20 protein-coding genes are annotated in these 20591 nt (G+C 68.4%); 5 read left to right on the forward strand and 15 right to left on the reverse strand.

What is annotated here, in order from left to right; genetic code table 11:
* Entirely contained in the window at positions 1-885 is an 885-nt protein-coding gene (locus ACIRRA_RS21765) for a helix-turn-helix transcriptional regulator (protein WP_402770778.1), read from the forward strand.
* A 109-nt stretch (positions 886-994) separates the two neighbouring features.
* On the opposite strand, the gene ACIRRA_RS21770 is transcribed toward ACIRRA_RS21765, so the two are convergent.
* The 4 genes from ACIRRA_RS21770 to ACIRRA_RS21785 all read right to left on the reverse strand — a co-directional run bounded on the left by ACIRRA_RS21770 (position 995) and on the right by ACIRRA_RS21785 (position 5836).
* Positions 995-2578, reverse strand: coding sequence for a protein kinase (locus ACIRRA_RS21770; protein ID WP_402770781.1), 1584 nt, complete (start codon positions 2576-2578; stop codon positions 995-997).
* Between the two features lie 267 nt (positions 2579-2845).
* A complete protein-coding gene (locus tag ACIRRA_RS21775) occupies positions 2846-3742 on the reverse strand; it encodes an arylamine N-acetyltransferase (RefSeq protein ID WP_402770783.1) in 897 nt (298 codons plus the stop codon).
* A gap of 80 nt (positions 3743-3822) precedes the next feature.
* A complete protein-coding gene (locus ACIRRA_RS21780; RefSeq protein ID WP_402770786.1) occupies positions 3823-4767 on the reverse strand; it encodes an NAD-dependent epimerase/dehydratase family protein in 945 nt (314 codons plus the stop codon).
* 94 nt (positions 4768-4861) lie between these two features.
* Complete coding sequence (locus ACIRRA_RS21785; RefSeq protein ID WP_402770789.1) at positions 4862-5836, reverse strand: alpha/beta hydrolase family protein; 975 nt, start codon at positions 5834-5836, stop codon at positions 4862-4864.
* A gap of 107 nt (positions 5837-5943) precedes the next feature.
* Between ACIRRA_RS21785 and ACIRRA_RS21790 the strand changes: the two genes are divergently transcribed.
* From ACIRRA_RS21790 to ACIRRA_RS21800, 3 genes are all read left to right on the forward strand, one after another.
* Positions 5944-7122: a winged helix DNA-binding domain-containing protein gene (locus ACIRRA_RS21790; RefSeq protein WP_402770792.1), complete on the forward strand. Its 1179-nt coding sequence runs from the start codon at positions 5944-5946 to the stop codon at positions 7120-7122.
* Between the two features lie 280 nt (positions 7123-7402).
* A complete protein-coding gene (locus tag ACIRRA_RS21795) occupies positions 7403-7900 on the forward strand; it encodes a tellurite resistance TerB family protein (RefSeq protein WP_402770795.1) in 498 nt (165 codons plus the stop codon).
* Positions 7901-7984: 84 nt separating this feature from the next.
* The gene (locus ACIRRA_RS21800) at positions 7985-8167 is read left to right on the forward strand and encodes a hypothetical protein (protein ID WP_402770798.1); all 183 of its coding nucleotides are present in this window, start codon (positions 7985-7987) and stop codon (positions 8165-8167) included.
* A 60-nt stretch (positions 8168-8227) separates the two neighbouring features.
* Here ACIRRA_RS21800 and nadC read toward each other — a convergent pair whose 3' ends face one another.
* From nadC to nadA, 3 genes are all read right to left on the reverse strand, one after another.
* Positions 8228-9088: a carboxylating nicotinate-nucleotide diphosphorylase gene (gene nadC, locus ACIRRA_RS21805; protein WP_402770801.1), complete on the reverse strand. Its 861-nt coding sequence runs from the start codon at positions 9086-9088 to the stop codon at positions 8228-8230.
* 103 nt (positions 9089-9191) lie between these two features.
* Positions 9192-11042, reverse strand: a complete 1851-nt coding sequence (locus tag ACIRRA_RS21810; RefSeq protein WP_402770804.1) for an L-aspartate oxidase — start codon at positions 11040-11042, stop codon at positions 9192-9194.
* 33 nt (positions 11043-11075) lie between these two features.
* Positions 11076-12140: a quinolinate synthase NadA gene (nadA, locus tag ACIRRA_RS21815; RefSeq protein WP_402770807.1), complete on the reverse strand. Its 1065-nt coding sequence runs from the start codon at positions 12138-12140 to the stop codon at positions 11076-11078.
* A 77-nt stretch (positions 12141-12217) separates the two neighbouring features.
* On the opposite strand from nadA, the gene ACIRRA_RS21820 reads away from it, so the two are divergent.
* The gene (locus ACIRRA_RS21820; protein ID WP_402770810.1) at positions 12218-12976 is read left to right on the forward strand and encodes an NUDIX hydrolase; all 759 of its coding nucleotides are present in this window, start codon (positions 12218-12220) and stop codon (positions 12974-12976) included.
* Here the strand turns inward: ACIRRA_RS21820 and ACIRRA_RS21825 are convergent, their stop codons facing one another.
* From ACIRRA_RS21825 to ACIRRA_RS21860, 8 genes are read right to left on the reverse strand one after another with little or no spacing between them, the layout of a single operon-like run.
* The gene (locus tag ACIRRA_RS21825; protein WP_402770813.1) at positions 12977-13618 is read right to left on the reverse strand and encodes a hypothetical protein; all 642 of its coding nucleotides are present in this window, start codon (positions 13616-13618) and stop codon (positions 12977-12979) included.
* Positions 13619-13638: 20 nt separating this feature from the next.
* Positions 13639-15102 (reverse strand): MFS transporter, encoded by a 1464-nt coding sequence (locus tag ACIRRA_RS21830; RefSeq protein WP_402770816.1) that lies wholly within the window; start codon positions 15100-15102, stop codon positions 13639-13641.
* Between the two features lie 9 nt (positions 15103-15111).
* A complete protein-coding gene (locus ACIRRA_RS21835; protein WP_402770898.1) occupies positions 15112-15882 on the reverse strand; it encodes an ABC transporter permease in 771 nt (256 codons plus the stop codon).
* 26 nt (positions 15883-15908) lie between these two features.
* Positions 15909-17075, reverse strand: coding sequence for an ABC transporter substrate-binding protein (locus tag ACIRRA_RS21840; protein ID WP_402770819.1), 1167 nt, complete (start codon positions 17073-17075; stop codon positions 15909-15911).
* Positions 17072-17773 (reverse strand): ABC transporter ATP-binding protein, encoded by a 702-nt coding sequence (locus tag ACIRRA_RS21845; RefSeq protein WP_402770901.1) that lies wholly within the window; start codon positions 17771-17773, stop codon positions 17072-17074. The genes ACIRRA_RS21840 and ACIRRA_RS21845 overlap by 4 nt, the downstream gene beginning before the upstream one ends.
* 16 nt (positions 17774-17789) lie before the next feature.
* Positions 17790-18413 carry a class I SAM-dependent methyltransferase gene (locus ACIRRA_RS21850; RefSeq protein ID WP_402770822.1) on the reverse strand — a complete coding sequence of 208 codons (624 nt, stop codon included), beginning with the start codon at positions 18411-18413 and terminating at the stop codon, positions 17790-17792.
* Positions 18414-18455: 42 nt separating this feature from the next.
* Complete coding sequence (locus ACIRRA_RS21855) at positions 18456-19880, reverse strand: cytochrome P450 (protein WP_402770825.1); 1425 nt, start codon at positions 19878-19880, stop codon at positions 18456-18458.
* 11 nt (positions 19881-19891) lie between these two features.
* Positions 19892-20563, reverse strand: a complete 672-nt coding sequence (locus ACIRRA_RS21860) for a class I SAM-dependent methyltransferase (protein ID WP_402770828.1) — start codon at positions 20561-20563, stop codon at positions 19892-19894.
* Positions 20564-20591 lie beyond the last annotated feature (28 nt).

Consider the following 20591-nt stretch of genomic DNA (forward strand, 5'->3'; position numbering starts at 1 on the left):
ATGGAATCGGCCGCGCTCGTGGTTATCGATGGCATGACCTTGGACCGTCGCGCCGAACTCGGTGAATTCCTGCGCTCCCGCCGCGCCCGGCTCAGCCCCGCGGAGGTGGGTCTGGTGGATCACGGTGCGCGCCGCCGTGTTCCGGGCCTGCGCCGCGAGGAGCTGGCGCTGCTGGCCGGGGTCAGTGTGGATCACTATGTGCGCCTGGAACAGGGCCGCAGCCTGCAGTTCTCGGAGTCGGTGCTGGACGCGGTGGCGCGGGTGCTGCGGCTGAATCAGGTTGAGCGCGACCATCTTTACCGCCTGGCCCGCCCGTGGTCGGGTGAGGAGCCGCCTGCCGTGCAGGAGGTGCGCCCGGGCCTGCGCCGGCTGCTGGACACCGCCCACGACGTCCCGGCCTACATCGTCGGCCGCGGTGTCAGCGTCCTGGCGTGGAATCGCCTGGCCGCGGCCCTGATCACGGATTTCGGCGCGCTCCCGCCCGCGCAGCGCGACTTCCTGCACCTGGTCTTCCTGGACGAGGGCGGGAAGGATCTCTACGAGGACTGGGACGACAAGGCCGCCGACACCGTGGCCTACCTGCGCCTGGATGCCGCCCGCAATCCGGGCGACCCGCGCATCACCGCCCTCATCGACGAAATGAACGCCCGGAGCCCGGAATTCGCGGAGCTGTGGAAGCGGCACGAGCTCAAGGACAAGACCCACGGGCGGCATATCTACCGCCACCCGATCGTGGGCCGTCTGGAGCTCGGCTTCGAAACCCTCCGTCTCCCCGACGATCCCGATCAGGCGCTGGTCGCCCATCACGTCGAACCCGGCTCCTCCAGCGCCGACGGACTACGACTGCTGGCGTCTCTCGCCGCCGATCCGGCGAAACTCGGCTGAGTCTCCCACCCACCCGGCGCGGTACCCCCGCCCGCGTAACACATTGCGCCGCACCGGAAACCAGTGCGGCGCAATGTGATGCCGGGGTTGCGCGGTGTTGCTGCCGCGCTTACTTGGTATCGCTGTCGATCTCCAGGCTGCCGCCGCCGGCGTCGATCACCCGCATGTTCACCGACTTGGTCGGGCCGTTCTTGGTCTGCAGCGAGTCCAGCACGATGTCGACCGAACCATCGGGGTTGACCGTGCCGCCGCCATTGGCGCCCCGGATGCTCGAGTACTTCTGGACCGGGTTCCCGGTCCAATACGTCTGGAACGCCTGCTGATTGCCGTAGACCTGCTGAGCGGCGGGGGTCAGCAGCTTCCAGGCATCCGAGTACCGGGTGTAGGTCACGTCATCCCAGAACGACTGCACCGCATCGACGGCGGCGTCGAAGCTGACCGTCCCGGCGCTCTTGGTCTGGCCGAGGCCCGAGGGCACGCCCTTGGTGGCGCTGGCCGTGACCGACGCCTTCACCGAGCTGCTGTTCGTGCCCGCGCCCGAGGAGCTGTTCGAACCGGAGTTGCCGACCAGGCCGTACGTGATACCGCCGACCACCACGACCACCGCGGCCACCAGGATCAACACCAGCTTCTTCTTGGAGCCGGAACCCGAATCCGGTTCGGGCGCCGGATGATTGCGGGTCGGCGGGCCGGCGTTCATGGGCGGGCGCGGCGGCGGGGTCTCCAGCAGCTGTGCCTGGCTCATGGCGCCGGTCGGGATGTCGGCCGACTGGCGGCGCTCCATCTGCCGGGTGGTCTGCCGCGACGCGGAGCGCTGAGCAGCGCCGGCCGACGGGGTGACCGGGGCCGAGCGCCGGGCGGCCAGCACCCGGGTGGCCTCGGCATCCGGGCCGACCTCGGCGAATTCGGCCATGATGTCGCGCACGTCGAGCATGCTCGGCCGGTCCTCCGGCTCGAAGCTGAGCAGGCTGAGCAGCAGATCGCTGAGCGGCCCGGCATTGCGCGGTTCGCTGATCTGGCCGTTGGCGGCCGCGTACAGCAGCGCCAGCGGATTCGGGTTGGTGCCGTACGGCGGTTCGCCTTCCAGTGCGTGGAAGAGCGTGGCGCCCAAGGCGAATACATCCGCGGCCGGCGTCGGTTCCGCCCCGCGCGCGACCTCGGGGGCGAGGTAGGCGGCGGTGCCGGAGATGAGTCCGGTGGCGGTCAGCGTGACGTCACCCTTGGACTTGGCGATGCCGAAGTCGGTGATCTTCACGGCGCCGTTGTCGCCGAGCAGGATGTTGCCGGGCTTGACGTCGCGGTGGACGATCCCGGCGCGATGCGCGGCGATGAGCGCGGATGCCACCTGTTCGCCGATGCGGGCGACCTGCGGCAGCGGCAGCGTGCCCTGCGCGGACAGCACCACCGCCAGACTCTGCGACGGCAGATACTCCATGACCAGGCACGGGTCACCCTCGTGCTCGGTGATGTCGAATACGACGATGGCGTTCGGGTGCTGGAACCGGGCCGCGTTGCGAGCCTCGCGTGCGGCGCGCTGCCGCACGATGTCCTTGTCTGCATCCGACAGGCTCGGCTGGGTGAGGATCTGCTTGACCGCCACGGAACGTTCGAGCCGCTGATCCACGGCTCGCCAGACGACACCTGTGCCGCCGCTACCAATCCGTTCGACCAGGCGGTAATGCCCTGCGATCACTTGGCCGGTTTCGATGGCACTACTCCGAAGTTCTCCGAGACGACTGTGACAATGCGGTTGCCCGCGCGTTTCCCCGCACGAGTGTAGCGGGCGACGGGCGGATCTCCGACGTCAGCGTGAGATATGAGCGAGATCTCGGTGAGATCTACGCCGCAATCGGGTGACCGCCGCGTGACCGGCTACGCGAAATCGCTGGTCGGAGTGCATCTATGACGGGACATAGACCAGTTGGTTTGGTGTGTGTTCGCTCCCGCACACCGACGGCGTTCAGCTTCCTTTCACCCCTGGAGCCGGGGCGGAGACCGCCGCGGGCCACTCGGCGCGCATCAATTGCGCGGCGTCCGCCTCGTCGAGCTCGATGTCGAAGACCTCCGCGAGCACCTTCGGCAACTCGGCGACCTCCAGTTCGCGCACCGACTCCGAGCCGTCCGGGTAGCTGGTGGTCCAGGTGCTGCCGTCCAGCTGGTGATGCACCTCGGCGCGGAAGCGCTGCACGAACGGCCGCATGATGAACGGCGAGCGCGACGAGGTCGACACGTAGTGGTTCCCGACCGCGAAGTCGATGCGGTACTGCGGAGTGGTGACGAAGGTGTGGCGGTCCACCCAGCCGTCCCCGCCGAACTGGTACAGCGTCCACAGCTCGCCGCCGCCGGCGGCGGCGGTTCGCTCCAGCCGGAAACGCCATGCGCCCGCGCTGAATTCACCGCGACTGGGGGCCAGCTCGACCGGTTCGAGCGGACCCCACCCGAATCCGACATCGCACAGCCAGCGGCGCTCGTCGTCCGCGGCCTTCACCCGCAGCAGCGCGTGGGTAGCCGGGCGCAGATTGGTCGCGCCGCGCGTGACGCGGCCCGACATGGCGGTGAACTCGAAGCCGAGCCGCTCCAGCGCAGCGGCGAACAGGCCGACGTTCTCGTAGCAGTACCCGCCGCGTCGCCGCCGGATCAGCTTGCCCTGCAGCGCTTCCGGATCCAGCGGGATACCGCGGCCGAGAATTATCTCCAGGTTCTCGAACGGGATGGTGGTGGTGTGGGCGCGCACGAGTTCGCGCAGGGTGGCCAGGGTGGGTGCGCGCTCGCCGGTGAATCCGATCCGGGCCAGGTAGGCGTCCAGGTCGAGGTCCGCGCCCTGCCAGGTGTACGAGGGGTCCGCCGGTGTGGTCATCGCCGCCTTCCTGTTGCGCCGGATTCGCGGAGATCAACGGTATTCGGCGGGAAAGTGTTCCGGCGGCAGCGAGTGCCGGGTCAGCGCACGGGGCCGGCCAGGGTGGGCAGGCCCTCGCGGTAGGTGGGGTACATCGGCTTCCAGCCCAGGTCGGCGCGCGCCTTGGCGTTCGAGACGCGGATGGAGAGGTCCAGCATCTGGGCGGCCGCCAGCGGTGAGGCCATGCGCACCAGGCGCGCCGGGAGCCGGCGCGGCGGCCGCGCGCCGACGGTCTCGGCCATGGCGTCGAACATGGTGTCCCAGGTGATCGGCTCGTCGTCGACGATGTTGTACGCCTGCCCGGGGGCGCCGCGTTCGAGGGCGGCGACGGTCGCGGCGGCGGCATCGGCGAGGTGGATGAAGCCGACGTATCCGGCCCCCGTGCTCGGCAGTGGGAACATGCGCAGGCGCAGCGCCCGCACGAAGCTCTCCGACGCGCCGGGACCGTAGAACAGGCCGTAGCGCAGGGCGATTCCATCGATGCCGGGTGCGCGCCAGGCGCTCGATTCGGCCTCGTGCAGCGCGCCGATGATGCCGTCGGTGACGTCGCCTTGGATGCGACCGAACGGGTCCTGCTCGGTCACCAGCCGCGAGCCGTGGTCGCGCAGGCCGTACCCGAGGATGAGCGACTGGGTGAGATAGCGGCGCGCGCCGGTGCGCTGGGCCAGCTCCACCAGGTGCTTGCTGCCGATCTCGCGTAACGCGTTGGTGCGCAACAGGCCCGGCGCGTGATAGTGGGTCGGCGGCGAGTACCGGTAGGAGGTGAGCTGGTGGATGACCGCGTCGGCGGTGAGTCGCTCGGTGGCGCGCATCAGGTCCGAGCGGTCCATGACATTGGCGACCAGCGGGGTGGCCCCGAGCGAGCGAGCGACCTCGGCGCCGCGACCGCCGCGGGTGAGCGCGTACACCTGATGCCCGGCCCGGCGCAGCGCCGTGACCAGTGGCCGCCCGATCGCTCCCGTCGCCCCAGCCACCACGACTTTCATTGCGTCTCATCCCATCTCACCGCGCCGATATCGACTGCGAGCCTACTGACCGGGACCGGATCGGGCGGATCGTGGTCAACGCGAGCGGCCGCGGTCAGGCCGCGCATTTGGCGTTCGGGGGCGCGGGCGGGGCGGTGTTCACGCCGGCCGCGACATCGACGAGGTAGTCGTGGTCGCCGCCCAGCGGTTCGCTGCCGAGCAGCAATCGCTGGACCACACAACCGGATTCGAAGAACACCGGATTGATGCCGTGGTCGCCGGGCACCACGCGGCCCTCCAGATCACGGCCGCTGACCACGGTGTACATCGAGACCGGGTGGCCGGAGAGGGTCAGCGAGGCGCGCATTTCGAGCGACTGGGTGTAGGGCACCGCCGGGTCGGCGGTGCCGTGCAGCAGGACCGCGCGCTTGACGTCGATGCGGTTGGTCATGAGCACCGGTGACCGGTCGAGGTAGGACCGCAGGCAGGTGACCGGGGTGCAGCCGCCCGCGTCGCGTTCGATCTCGGCCCGCAATTGTGGTCCGGCCAGGCCGGATTCGAGCCAGGCGGTGACGTCGCCGGCGTGGCCGAAGGTGTCGACCCAGTAGTCGTAGGTGCCGGGCGGGGCATAGGCGGCGGCCAGCCCGCTGGTCACACCGCCCTGACTCCAGCCCCACAGCACCGTGGGACCGATGCCGGGGTGCTCGCCGCGGTACCACCGGGTGGCCGCGACGGTGTCGCGCCAGCCGGCCCAGACGTTCCACTCCCCGGTCCGCCAGGTGCCGGTGTCGGAGCGCTGATCCATGGTGACCAGGGCCGCGCCGGTCTGCCGGACGATCGAGGCGAGGTAGTCGGGGAAGTCGCTCGCACTGCCGGCGTGGCCGTGCACCGCCACGATGAGGCCGCGTGCGCCGCCGCCGGGTTCGTAGACCCGGCCGGTGGCGGTCTCACCGTCCACCGTCAGGGTCACCGGCCGCATCGACACGTCGCCGGGTGGCGCACTCGAAACCACCGGGGCCGCAACCACCGTCGCCGCGAGCACGCCCGCGACCGCGCCGACCACCCGCATCCCTCGCCACCGGACACCCACGTCCCGCATCGTCGCACGTCCGTACGGCCCGGCCGGGTATCCACGCCGGGCATTTCCCGGGCGGCGAGGTGCACGCGAATTCGGGTGACAGAGGCTAGGATTCGACCATGCGTTCGATGGATGCCGCGGAGCGGCGGGCTCGGCTGGGGGTGCGGCACCGGCTGGCCGCCGGGGTGCGCGACGACGCGGTCGAACAGATCGTGCGGTCGATGGTGGTGCTGCACGCCACCGATCCGGCCACCGTCTACCTGTCCGTCGCGGCGCGCGGGGTGGGCATCGAACCCGGGCACGTGGATAAGGCGCTCTACGACGATCGGACGCTGCTGCGCATGCTGGCCATGCGGCGCACCATGTTCGTCGCGCCGGTCGACCTGGTGCCGGTGCTGCAGGCGTCGGTGGCGGATGCCTTGGCGCACAAGCAGCGCAAGACCTATGGGCGGTACATCGAACAGTCCGGGGCGGTGACCGGGAATGTCACCGCGTGGCTGAACGAGGTCGAGGCCGAGACGCATGCGGCGCTGCTGGCGCGGGGCAGCGCGACCGGGGCGCAGTTGGGCAAGGAGGTGCCACGGCTGCGGACCCAGGTCGACACCGCGCCGGGCAAGCCCTATTCCAAGCCGACCAATATCACCACCTGGGTGCTGGTGACGCTGGGCTGCGAGGGCCGGATCGTGCGCGGACGGCCCAATGGGAGCTGGGCCAGCAGCCAGTACACCTGGGCGCCCGTCGAATCCTGGCTGCCGGAGGGGATTCCGGCGCTGCCGGTGGACGAGGCGCGGGCGGAGCTGGTCCGGAAGTGGTTGCGCGCCTTCGGTCCCGCACCGGTGAGCGATCTCAAGTGGTGGACCGGATGGACGCTGGGTGAGGTCCGCAAGGCGCTCGCGCTGGTGGATACCGCCGAGGTCGACCTGTGTGGCGAGACCGGGCTGGTCCTCGCCGACGATCTGGAATCGACTCCGGCCCCGGAACCCTGGGCCGCGCTGTTGCCCGCCCTCGACCCCACGCCGATGGGCTGGCAGTCCCGGGACTGGTACCTCGGCTCGCACCAGTCCGCGCTCTTCGACCGCAATGGCAATGTCGGCCCGACGGTCTGGTGGGACGGCCGCATCATCGGCGGCTGGGCACAGCGCCCGGACGGCGAGATCGTCTGGCGGCTGCTGGAAGACGCGGGCTCCGACGCCGAGCGCGCCATCGCCGCGGAAGCCGAACGCATGGGGGCGTGGTACGGCGATGTCCGCCCGATCCCCCGGTTCCGAACGCCGCTAGAACGCGAGCTCACCGCCTGACCTGCGCACCGACACTCTGTCGAATACCGCCGCGCCGATCCGCGATCCGTACCGCAGATCGGTTGCGAGTTTGCGATCGAATGTCGATCTCATTGCATGGCAGGGTCTTCGACGGTTGCGGCCCGGCCCGGACACTACTGTGAGGTTGCTGCCCACGAGTATTCGGAGAAATTCTGCGGGCCTACCGGGCGGCAGGCTGTTACTGTCGGCATTGTTATTCGCACGATCCGGGCCGGGACACGGGGAGGTCCAGGGGTTCGGCGAGTTTTCGGAGTGTGTCATGGCGTTGACGAATCGGCTGGTCTCCCCGGCTGCACCGCACATCGATTCGGCCGGCGCGCCGCACGGTAGCTCCGCCGATGGGCGGCCCGCACCCGCGTCGCCGCGAAACGACCTGTGGGGCGACGCCTTCCGGGATGCGGCGCTGGGTATGTGCGCGGTGCTGTCGGCGACCGACGGGCGCATCGATCCCGCGGCGCGCATGCGGGTGGCGCAGATGGTCGGCGCGCACGAGGTCCTGCGCCTGCGTTCGCCCGAGGACCTGCGAAATCTGTTCGAGGACAACTGCGCCCGGCTCATCATGGATCCGGCCTTCGGGCACGCCTATGTGATGGCGCAGATTTCCAAGGCCACCGACCATCCCGAGCAGGCGGCCGCGGTGGTGCGGATCGGGTTGATCGTCGGGCAATCCGACGGCGAACTCGGCGCACACGCGCTCACGGTGATTCGCGAGGCTTGTCAGGTTTTGCGTCTGGACCCGCACGAATTCGGTCTGTAAAGCCCTCTGGCTTTTGCTGGACATTGCCCGGAGCCGTCCCGCATTCTTGGGGCGTTTGCTGCCCAGCGACGGGATTCACTCTGCATGGCGATCCAAGGGTTCCTCAATATTCTGCTCGACACCGTCCACCCCGATCGGGGCTGGCGGTACTGCGCCTGGTGCGAAGGCAGCGGGGCCACAGGCTGTTCCGAGAGCGGGGCGGCCATCCTGTGCACCGGCTGCGGCGGCATCGGCTGGCTCGTCGATCCGCCCGTGTACCGGCGCTGACCAGACGATTCACCCCCGGCGCAGCGGCACACCGGGGGTGAATCGACAGGAAGGGCCGTCTCACATATCGAGTCCGAGGTCCAGCACCCGGACGGAGTGGGTGAGCGCGCCGACCGCCAGGTAGTCGACGCCGGTGCGGGCGTAGTCGGCCGCCATGTCCAGCGAGAGTCCGCCCGAGGACTCGAGTTTGGTGCGCGGCGACCGGGTGTTGCGGCGCTGCACGGCCGCCTGTGTGGCCCACAGCGGGAAGTTGTCCAGCAGCACCAGTTCCACGTCCTCCGCGAGCACGGCGTCGAGCTGATCGAGGCTGTCCACCTCGACCTCGCACTCGATGTCCGGGTTCAGCTCCCGCACGGCGCGCAGCGCGGCAACCACCGAGCCCGCGGCCACCACGTGGTTGTCCTTGATGAGCGCGGCATCGCCCAGGCCCATGCGGTGATTGACGCCACCGCCGACCCGCACCGCGTACTTCTGCAGGGCCCGCAGGCCGGGCAGGGTCTTACGGCTGTCACGAATACGGCAATCGGTGCCCGCCACCGCGTCCACCCACTGGGAGGTGGCGGTGGCGATTCCGGACAGGTGGCACACCAGGTTCAGCAGGGTGCGCTCGGCGGTGAGCAGGCCGCGGGTGGGCGCGGCCAGGCTGAGCACGACATCACCGGGCTGCACCCGGGTACCGTCAGCGACACGGCCGGTGACTTCGTAATTGCCCGCGCCCAGCACCTCGTCGAGCACCAGCAGGCCGACATCCAGCCCCGCCACCGTGCCCGGCTGGCGAGAAGCCATGTCCGCCTTGGCGACCGCGTCCGCGGGCACCGTGGCCAGCGTGGTGATATCGGGCCCGTACCGCAGATCCTCGTCGAGGGCGGTGCGGATGAGCGCGACCACCGCGTCGCGATCCAGTCCGGCGTCGAGAGTCATTGCTGCACTCCTTGTTCGATGACTTGTCCTGTACCCCGGGCGATGCCGTTCCGGACCGCGAAGCCGCGCGAGACGGCGAGCTCCGGCATGGCGGCCACGCCCGTCACGAGGTGGCGGGCACGGCGGCCCGACCCCACGTCTGCCCCGGCTCGACGCCGTCGGCAACCAGCTTCGGCCGCCCGTCGGACCCGAGCCGCACCGCGGTGCTGCGCCGCAATTCCTCCCGCGGCTCCGGGTAATCCGACCGCGTATGGCAGCCGCGGCTCTCGGTGCGCGCCGCCGCCGCGACCAGCAGCGCCCGCGCGGTCAGCGTGAGCGCGGAGTCCTCCAGCTCGCGAATGATCGCCGCCCCCGAATCGGAGTGCGCGACCGCGCCGTCGCTCGACGCGTCCACGGCACCGCTGGTCCGGCCGTCCGGCACACCGGCCTCGACCGCGCGAGCGGCTGTCCGATTCGCACCGCTGTTCGGATCGCCGTCCGGCACTTCACCGTTGGCGCGGCCGACGGCTGCGCCGTTCCCGTTCAGCGGCTCGTGTGTCGTGTATGCACCATTCGCGGGATGGTTCAGCGCCCATTCGACGGTGATGTCGGGCGCGGCATTGTCGGCGACCAGGCCGACCATGCGCAGGATGGCGGCGCGCAGGCCGTCTCCGTCGCGGACGACCGAGGCGTGCTCGGTCATCAGCTCCTGCAGCAACTTTCGATCCGCGCGGGGGAAGCGCAGCGGGCCGACCTCGGCGATCGGGCGGGCCGCGCCCCGGCGTTCGGCGGCCGCCGCGCCCGCACGCTCGCCGACCACCAGGCCCTCGAGCAGGCTGTTGGAGGCCAGGCGATTCGCGCCGTGCAGGCCGGTGCGGGCCACCTCACCGGCGGCGTAGAGGCCGGGCACCGTGGCGCGGCCGGAGGTGTCGGTGAGGATGCCGCCGCACTGGAAGTGCGCGGCAGGCGCGACCGGGATCAGATCCGTGGTGGGGTCGATGCCCGCGGCCAGGCAGGAGGCGGTGATGGTCGGGAATCGTTGCGGGAAGCCGTCGATCGACCGGCCGTCGAGATACACGTGGTCGGTGCCGAGTTCGTGCATACGGGCCTCGATGGCGCGGGAGACCACGTCGCGCGGGGCCAGATCGCCGCGGGGGTGCACGCCCGCGGTTACCGAATTGCCTTCGGAGTCCACCAGAATCGCGCCCTCGCCGCGCACCGCCTCGCTGATCAGCGGGCGGCGGCCCAGGCCGCCGGGCGTGAACAGCACGGTGGGGTGGAACTGCACGAATTCCAGGTCCGACACCAGCGCCCCGGCCCGCAGCGCCAGCGCGATGCCGTCGGCGGTGGCGCCGGCGGGATTGGTGCTGCACGCGTACAGCTGCCCCAGCCCGCCGGTGGCGAGCAGCACGGCGGGCGCGTGCACGATGCCGAAGCCCTTGCCCGACACCGCGATGACGCCGCGCACGCCCTCGGGTCCGGTCACGAGGTCGAGCACGACGGCCCCGAACAGCACCGGCAGTCCGGCGGTGTTCAGCGCCCGCTGCACCTCGGCACCGGTGGCGTCACCGCCCGCGTGAATGATGCGGCGGGTGCTGTGCCCGCCCTCCCGGGTCCGCGACACCTGACCGTCGCGCCCGAGATCGAACACCGCGCCCAGGTCGGTCAGCGCGGCCACCGCGTGCTGCCCGCCCTCGGCAATGGACCGCACCGCCTCGGCGTCACACAGCCCGGCCCCGGCGACCACGGTGTCGTGCACGTGCGATTCCACCGAATCCCCGTGCGGCGCAACGACCGCGATCCCGCCCTGCGCGTACTGCGTGGAGGTGTCTGTGGGCCCGCCCTTGCTGAGCGTCAGCACCCGCAGTCCGCGTAGGGACGCGGTCCGCGCGGCGGTCAGGCCGGCCACCCCGCCACCCACGACGACGAGATCCGCCTCGGCTTCCCAGGTGATGGAAATCGATGTATTCACCATTGCTCATCCCTCCCCTGACAGGGGACGACGTGGCTACTCGCCGCCGCCGGGGTTGCCGATCTCGATCATGCGCTGCACCGAGTTGCGGGCCAGGGCAGCGGTTTCGGCATCGACGTGGACCTCGTCGCGGTTCTCCACCAGGCAGCGGAGCAGGGCGGCGGGCGTGATCATCTTCATGTACTGGCAGGAGGCGCGGTCGTTGACGGCCTGGAAGTCGACGCCGGGGGCGGCCTTGCGCAGCTGGTGCAGCATGCCGACCTCGGTGGCGACCAGGACCTGGTTCGCTGAGCCATTTTTGGCGCTCCGCGCCGCCGCGGCCTTGGCGGCGTCGATCATGCCGCCGGTGGACAGGATGTGCACCCGGTCGGCCGGGAACTCGCCCGCGCCCGCCAGGTAGAGAGCCGAAGTGGCGCAACCGCATTCGGGGTGCACGAACAGCTCGGCGTCGGGGTGGGTGCGGGCCTGCTCGTTGAGCTCGTCGCCGTTGATGCCGGCGTGCACGTGGCACTCGCCCATCCAGATGTGCATGTTCTCGCGGCCGGTGACGCGCTTGACGTGCGCGCCCAGGAACTGGTCCGGCAGGAACAGCACCTCGCGGTCCGGGTCGATGGAGGCGACCACGTCGACGGCATTGGAGGAGGTGCAGCAGATGTCGGTCAGCGCCTTCACCGCGGCGGTGGTGTTCACGTACGAGACCACCAGCGCGCCCGGGTGGTCGGCCTTCCAGTCGCGCAGTTCCTCGGCGGCGATGGAGTCGGCCAGCGAGCAGCCCGCGCGCTGGTCCGGGATGAGGACGGTCTTCTCGGGGCTGAGGATCTTGGCGGTCTCGGCCATGAAGTGCACACCGCAGAAGACGATGGTGTCCTCGGGCGCCTCCGCGGCGATCCGGGACAGGGCCAGGGAGTCGCCCACGTGGTCGGCGATGTCCTGGATCTCGGGCAGCTGGTAGTTGTGCGCCAGGATGGTGGCATTGCGCTCACGCGCAAGCCGCTTGATCTCCGCCGCCCATTCGGGGGTGGCCTCCACGCCGGAGTATCCCGACGGGCCGTCCGTGATGCGCTCGGTCAGCGTCATCGTCGCGCCCACTGCTGCAGCCATGGCATGGCTCCTTCTCTCATGCGCCCGGCAACCTCGCCGATTCGCATCCAACCGGTTTTCGACTTACAATCGAAAACGTGGCCCATCGTAGCACCATCCACGAAACGCTTACCGCGGTGTTCCAGGTTCGTCGCTTTCCGGACACCATCCGTGCAGGTGAGAGCACTAGTGTGGGTGAGATCACCATCTCCGACCGCTGTCCGCCCGGCCACCACACCGAACTGGCGGTCCTGCTCTGGGAACGTGCCCTCGACCCGGCCAAGGGCACCTGGTCACTGCCCGGCGGCCGCCTGCGCGACGATGAGGACCTCGACACCTCCGCCGCCCGCCAGCTCGCCGAGAAGGTCGATGTGCGCGAGCTTACGCATCTGGAACAGGTCTGGGTCTTCAGCGATCCGTATCGCGTCCCCGGCGATCGCCGAATCGCCTCGGCCTATTTGGGTTTGGTGCCGATGACCGCCGAGCCGGTCCTCCCCCACGACACCCGCTGGCACCCGGTCTCGGCCCTGCCCGACATGTCCTTCGACCACGGCACGGTCGTCCGCCACGCCCGAAATCGCCTGGCCGCCAAGCTCTCCTACACCAATATCGCCTTCGGCCTGACCCCGGCAACCTTCACCATGTCGACCCTGCGCGAGATCTACTGCGCCGCACTGGGGTACGACGTGGACACCACCAACCTCCAACGAGTCCTGTCCCGCCGCAAGGTGATCACCCCCACCGGCGACACCGCCTCCCCCGGCCGCGCGGGCGGCCGCCCCGCCGCCGTCTACCGCTTCACCGACTCCGAGATCCGGGTCACCGACGAATTCGCCGCCCTGCGCCCACCCAGCTGATCACCCGCCTACCCTCGGGGGGCGTGAGCACAGCCGCCGATGCCAATGCCGTGACGAACCTGATCGCGAAATACGCGGAGTTGGTCGACGCCGGGGACTCGCCGGTGTCGGGGCGTTGTTCGCCGACGGCGTGTTCAACGGTGACGGCGGATCGGTCAGCGGCAGTTCCGGTATCGAATTCGGGTACAGCCAGGTGAGCACGTCATCGAGCAGCTTCTCACCGGTGGAGAGTTCCGCGAATTGCAGACCCAGCATCAGCCCGACGAACTGGCCGCTCGTCAGCGGGAGGTCTCGGCTCGCCGCCGTCGACTCGGCGAGGTCGATGAACCGCTCCCGCTGATCCCGCAGGGTCCGCGCGACATCGGGCGATCGGACGCCCTCGAGCCTAAATCCGAATCGCGCCAGGGTGCGTTGGACCGAAGCGTCCTCCCCGGAGGCGAATTCGAGCAGCTCGATGTCGACCAGTCGGCGGACCGCCCCCTCGATCAGCGCGCTGCGAGTGCGGAAACAGTTCGAGGGGCCCCCGAGGGCAGGCGCGCCTCCTCGTCGACCGCTCGATGAGTGAGGCCACGCGGTCCGACCCGTCCAATCACTCGGATCGCCGCGTCCGCCACCAGTGCCCGTCTGTCGTTCACACCGCATCCCTCCCGATGAGGCATCGCCTAGACCTGTATCGCCGCCGACCTGTCGGATTCGGTCACCTGCTCGAGCCTCCGGACCCGAATCGTCATCGCGACCACGATAGCCGCGATTACGAAAAATCCTGCACCCCAATAGAAACCGATGTCATAGCTGTGAACCGCCGCACGGGCCGGGAGGTCCGGCGCGGGCGGGTGATCGCGTGCGTATCGCGTCGAGACCTGCACCGCGATCGTGGTCAGCAGCGCGGTTCCGATCGACGCGCCGATCTGCTGTACCGCGTTCAACAGTCCACTGGCCACGCCCGCGTCGCGATCGTCGATCGCATACAGGGCGGTCGCCTGCATGGCCACGAAGATCTGCGCCATGCCGAGCGCGATCACGATCTCGGCGGGCAGCACGGCCGCCCAGTAGGACTGACCGACACGCAACTGCGCCAGATAGATCAGGCCGACGACCCCGAGCAGCGCGCCGACGAGCATCAGCACGCGCGGCCCGACCTGCGGCAACAACTTGCTGGCGATACCCGCGGAGACCACGATGCCGAACGGGAATGGCAGGAACGCGATTCCGGCCTTCAATGGTGAATAGCCGAGGGTCTGCTGGAAGTAGTAGCTGAGGAACAGGAACACCGCGTACATGGCGACCGGGACCAGCAGCGCGGCCAGGAACGAGCCGCCTCGATTGATCTCGCCCGGAATACGCAGGGGCAGCAGCGGATTGGCGACCCGCGCCTCGATGGCGACGAAGGCCAGCAGCAGGCAGACGCCGACCATCAACAGGGCGACGGTACTGGTCGCACCCCAGCCCGCCTGTGCCGCACGATTGAACCCGTAGACGATGCTCGCCAGCCCCGCGGTCACGAAGACCACGCCCGGCAGGTCGTAGCCGCCGTCGCGCCGAACGGGCACGTCCCGGACGACGACCAGCAGGGCCGCCGCCGTGGTGGCGAGCGCGATCGGAATATTGACCAGCAGGCACCAGCGCCACGACACGTACTGCGTCAGCGCTCCGCCGCCGATGAGCCCGACCGCGAAGCCCGCGCCGGATACGCCCCCGAAGACGGCGAAGGCGCGGGCGCGCTCCTGCGGCGCGGTGAAGGTCACCGACACCAGCGACAGCGCCGACGGCGCCAGCAGTGCCGCGAACAGGCCCTGCAGCGCCCGGCCCGCGAACAGCAGCCCGGGGCTCGTCGCCGCCCCGGCCAGCGCCGAGGCCAGCGCGAATCCAACCAGGCCGGTCAGGAAGATCCGCCGCCGTCCGACGTAGTCGGCCAGCCGGCCGCCCAGCAGCAGCAGACCACCGAACATCAGCGTGTAGGCCGTGAACACCCATTGCTTGTCGGCGTCTCGGATCCCGAGATCGGTCTGTGCGTAGGGCAGCGAGATCGTCACGATCGTCGCGTCGAGGACGACAAGCAATTGCGCGATCGACAACACCAGCAATGCCCACCAGCGACGATCGGACGCCGCACCTGTTTCGGACATGATCATCCTTTACTTGTCGAAGGTCCGCCCGGGAAGTCGGCTCGCCACGAAATCCACCGCGGATCCGAGCACGCCGATGACGAGGATGATGGCCACAACCTGGTTGTAGGCCAATTGATCTCGGGCATTGAGGATCTGATAGCCCAGACCCGACCGCACGCCGAGCATCTCGGCGGGCACCAGCACGATCCAGGCCGTGCCGAGGCCCAGCCGCAGGCCGGTCCGGACGTGATCGCGCACGGCCGGAATGATCACGACCCACAGTTGTTCCGCGCGGGTCGCGTGAAACGACCGCGCCACGTCCAGAAAGCCGCGGTCGATCGCGTGCACCCCGGAGACGGTGTTCAACAGGATGGGCCACACGGCCGCGGCGGCGACGAGGAAATAGACCGGCTGATTGCCGATCCCGAACAGCGCCACTGCGATCGGCGTCCACGACAGCGGCGAGATCATGCGCAGGAACTGCACCACGGGCGTCGATGCCCGCTCGATCCGGGTATTCAGACCGATCAGCAGACCCATGGGCACACCTATCACCATGGCGACGGCCAAGCCGATGATCAAGCGCCACAGGCTGATCGCCGCATCGGAGACGAGTACACCGCGCCGGTACAGGTCGACGATCGCCGGGAACACCTGTTGCGGGGCGGTCTGCCGCAGCAGCGAATGCTGCGGCGACAGCACTGTTGTCGCCAGCCACCAGAGAAATACGGTCAGGACGATGGCCGCCGCCGCGGGCCACAGTCTGGCGACGACCGACCGGGATACGCTGCGCGCCAAGGGATTCGATCGAACGAAGGTTGAGGTCACAGCAGTTGCACCTGTTCGGTTCTCACGAGATCGGCGGGCAGTCCGAAGGCCTGTGTTCCGCCTTGTGCGGCAATCGAATTCAGCACGAACGTGTCATCCACCAGCCCCTGGTGCGCCGTTGTCGGATCCAGGTCGTCCAGAAAGCCGCGGTCCCCGTCGACCACCGTGTCGTGCATGGCCTCGACAAGTTTGCGGGTGAAGCTGGAAAAGGGGTACGGCTGGAATCCCACCAGGTGCGGCGACCAGTCGGGATGCCGCAAACCATAGGGCGGCGTGGGGTAGGTGAGCGCGGTGCGCACCGCCGGAAGCGGCTGGGGCAGATAGCCGCCCGAGGTCAATGCACCCGCGGCGCGATCGCGGTCCCCGGTGATCCGCAGTTGCGCGGCGACCACCGCATCCGTGACCGCCTGCACCGCGTCCGGCCGCGCGGCGATCACGTCGTCCCTGGTGACCAGGACGCAGCAGGCATGTTCACGCCACACGTCACCGAGGAAGGTATGGATTCGACCGATCTTCTTGATCTGCGCGATGGCATTGAACGGGTCCGCCACCACGTAGCCCACGATCGACCGATTCGCCAGGGCGGGAACCATATCCGAGGGGCTCATGACGATCAGTTCGACCGTGCGCTGCGATCGCGAGGCCCCGCGCCGGACCACCGGGGTGAGGTCGTGGGCGCGCAGCAACTGCTGGAGGACGATATTGTGGATCGACCACCAGAACGGGATCGCGACCTGGCTGCCCGCCAGCTGTCCCAGATCCGTGATGTCCGGCGCGACGGTCAGTGCCGAGCCATTGGTGTGGTTCCAGCCCAGCACTCGCACCCCGGCGCCCAGCACCCGCTGCAGTTGCAGGGCCATCGGCATCAGCAGATGCGCGACGTCGATCTCACGGGATACGAACGCCTCCGCCAGCCCGGCCCAGCTTCGGAACAGTACGGGTTTACCGCCACTGACCGATCGTGACGAGTAGAGGCCCGCCGAATGCGCGATCAACAATGGCGCCGCGTCGGTGATCGGCAGGTAGCCGATGCGCAGCGCGCTCTCACGCCGCCGCCCCGCGGTCGCGGCGCTGTGCACCAGGTCCGCCGAGCCGAAAAGCCCGGCGGCGACGGTGAGTCCGGTCGCCCCGGTCAGCAGGTGACGTCTCGAAATGGCTGTCAAGGAACCGCGACCTCGTCCGGGTGGTACTGCTGGAGAATGTCGTCACGCAGCGACGAGGTATCGCGGCCGGTCCGCACGTCCCGCCATTCCCGGCGAATCCTGCCCCGGTCGAGCAGCACGATCCGATCCGACAGCGCGATCGCCTCCTCCACGTCATGGGTGATGAGCACGGCCGTGGCCGCGAGTTCGGTGACGAGTTCTCCCAGCCACCGCCGCAGGTCGATTCGCGTCGCCGGGTCCAAGGCGCTGAAGGGTTCATCGAGCAGCAGCAGGCGCGGCCGGGTCGCGGCCGCGCGCAGCACGGCCACCCGTTGCGCCTGACCGCCCGACAACTCGCTCGGATATCTGCCCGACAGGCCCTCCAGTCCGAAGCGCCGTAGGAGCGTCGCCGGGTACTCCCGGTCGAACTCGTGGCGATGAGCGGTGAATCGCCCTGCCAGCGAGACGTTCTCGAGGACGGTGAGCCACGGCAGCAGCAGGGATTGCTGGAACACCACCCCCGTGCGCGGACGAGCGCCGTCCGCGCTCCAGCTCACCGTGCCCGTGGTCAGCTCCTCCAAACCGGCCAGCACCCGCAGCAGCGTGGACTTGCCGCTGCCGCTCGGGCCGAGCACGGCGAGAAACTCGCCGCGCTCGATCGAGAGGTCCACCCGGTCCAGCACCGGATTGTCGGCGAACTTCTTGGTGCCGCAATCGATGCTCAGCTCATGGACACTAGGCACGTTTGACGCCGGTGAGCCGCGTATACATGCCGCCGTGCACGCTGTCGACGACCACATCGCTGAGCTGCTCACGGAAAACCCGCTCGAACGGCTCGAGCTTCTTGTAGTGGGATCCCACGATGAAGGACTTCAAGAAGTTGTACCCATTGATGGCGGGGTACCCGAATCCGGAGGTTCGCGGCAGGGCATCGATGATGCGCACGCCGGTGCCGGGCTTCAGGTTCGCGAGCAACTCGCCCAGCTTCTGCGACGGGTCCGGAACACAGCTCATCGCAATGCAACTGAACACCACGTCGACATCCTTGAGCAGCGGCGTCGTCGCGATATCGTCGACCACGAGCTTGACATTGCCCCAGCCGTTGGACACCACCCGCTTCTCCGCCTTGGCGAGAATGGCGGCATTGTTGTCCAACCCGATCACCCGGCCCGACGGACCGATCGCCTCGATCAAGGCCGGGAAGGCCAGTCCGGTACCGCATCCGAGGTCGGCCACCGTCTTGCCGGACAGGTCCAGTCCCTCGACCAGCGCCGGATGCAGTTTGTCGATGCCGCCCAGCGACAGGACCCAGGCGGTCCGGTCGTAGATCGGCGCCGCGATATCGTACCGTTCTGCCATTTTCATCTAGTCCTCTCTCAGATTCTTTTCGGCTGAATGCTTTTAACGTCGCGTCAATCGAACGCGGAATCCGCCCTTGATCGTCGGTGCCAGGCCGGTGTCCTCGTGCAGCGTGAAGTTCGGCGGAATCTCGACCCTGTACTGGCTCAAGATCAGGGCGACGAGGTAGGGCGCGATCAGGTATCCGAGTTGCGCGCCGGTGCATCGGTGCGGACCCGCGCCCCACGCGAGGAAATGCAGCAGGCGAGGTTGATCCACCCGTTTACTCTCGTCGTAGAACCGATTGGGATCGAAGGTGTCGGGATCGGTCCACCAACGTGAATCGCGGTGGATCGTCGAGATGGGAGCTCCCAGCATCGTATTCGGCGCGATATCGAACCCTTGGAAGTTCGCCCCGGCAGCGGTGAAGCGTAGCAGCAGCGGAAACCCTTGCATCCGGATCGATTCCTCGAAGCAGGCTTTCACCCAACGCAGGCTGCGCACCGACTCGATGGTCGGTTGCGACAGATCGACCGTGCCACACTCGTCCACCAGGCGATCCGTCGCCTCGGCGTCGAGGAGAGTGCGAACGACCGTTTGGGTGATGGCGCCGGCGGTAGTGCCATACGATGCGCTGGTCATGGTCGCCACATCGAAACAAAGGTCCCAAAAGGTCATGGGGGTCTTCAGTTTCTTGTACCCGAGCACCATGCCGTCCAAGACATCGCCATAGGTTCCCAAACCGGGTGAGTTCTGTCGCTCGACAACACGATTCTTGACAATCATCGCCGCGGAGTACACCGTCCACGGCCGAATTTTGTACGGACCCCACGGACGCACCAGATTCGGCGGATCAGCGATCTTCAGCGTCGATCCGAGGAACTTGGTGAAGGTCGCCATGCCCTCGTGCAACTCCTTCATCTCCTTGGGGGTGAAGGGCTCGGTGTACGTCTGCTTGAGCACGCCTCGCAAGAGCGTCTGAAATATCACTTCTTGCAGATCGGTCACGCCGTCGGCGCCGGTCGCCGCGGCAATATTCGCATCGAGGGTCTGTAGGTAGGCATCGACGTTGGCTTGAAATGTATTCTTCAGGCCGTCTCGCGTGACGAGCGGACTGACGATTCGGCGACGCTCCCTGAAAATCTCACCCTCGATGAACGACAGCCCGTTCTGCCGCTTCGCCAGCACAGGATGATAATTTCCGAACTTGCTGTAGTCGCCGGACGTGTCGCCCATCGCCTTGTGCACGTCTTCCGGATTGCCCAGTACGACAAGGTCGCGAAGCGGGAGCTTGATTCGGACGACGTCTCCGTATTGCCGGACCGCATCCCGCAAGAACTTGTTGCGATCCTTCGAATACTCGGGGTATGAACCCATAATGCGATGCCCCGGCGGTCCGGGCAGGTGCTCATTCGAGAAACGTCGGCTGGTCAGACTGGTAGCGGAGTGCACCTTCGGCGCCTCGACGTGCGGGCATTGTTTGGACATGGAGAATCCTTCTACTTGCGGAAGACGTAGGCACGAACCAGGCCACCGTGGTACCGCGCTTGCGCGTCCAACGTCAGACCGGCGCTCTCGCAACGGGATACCGTGTATTCCGCGCCCCGGTCCGACTCCACTTCCCTGGTCATGTGCGCGACCGGATCCGAACCGAACAACTCGGCGATTCTCCGAATCACCAGGAGGCGTAGCTTCATGACCTCGAGCAACAGCTTGTTGTCCGGTAGGGCGAGTTCGATGAGCAGAAAGCGTCCACCCGCGCGGAGCACCCGCGTGGTCTCCGCGAGCGCGACCGCCGGGTCATCCATGTCATCGAGCGCGAAGCACATGACGACGGCGTCGAAGGTCGACGACTCGAAGGCCAAATCCTCTGCGCTGCCGCGCATCTGATCCCACGCACTCCGGGGGTGCTCGCGCCGCAACCGCGCCAGCTTGGCTTCCGCGACCTCCAGCATCTGCTCATTGAGGTCGACGGCACTGTAGGAGATCGGGAAGCGGTATTCGGCGGCCAGCGCGGATGCGATCGCGGCCGTCCCCGCGGCCACATCGAGCACCTTGGCACCGGTGTCGAGCCGCAGCATGCGCACCGCGTCGCGGCGCAGCCTGGTGTCGCCACCCAGTGTCATGACCGAATTGACCAGGTCATAGCGCGGGGCTATTTTCGTGAACATCGCCTGGGGCGTGGCAGGACGTGTCCCG

Origin of the sequence: Nocardia sp. NPDC101769, assembly GCF_044766925.1 — a bacterium.
GTDB lineage: Bacteria > Actinomycetota > Actinomycetes > Mycobacteriales > Mycobacteriaceae > Nocardia.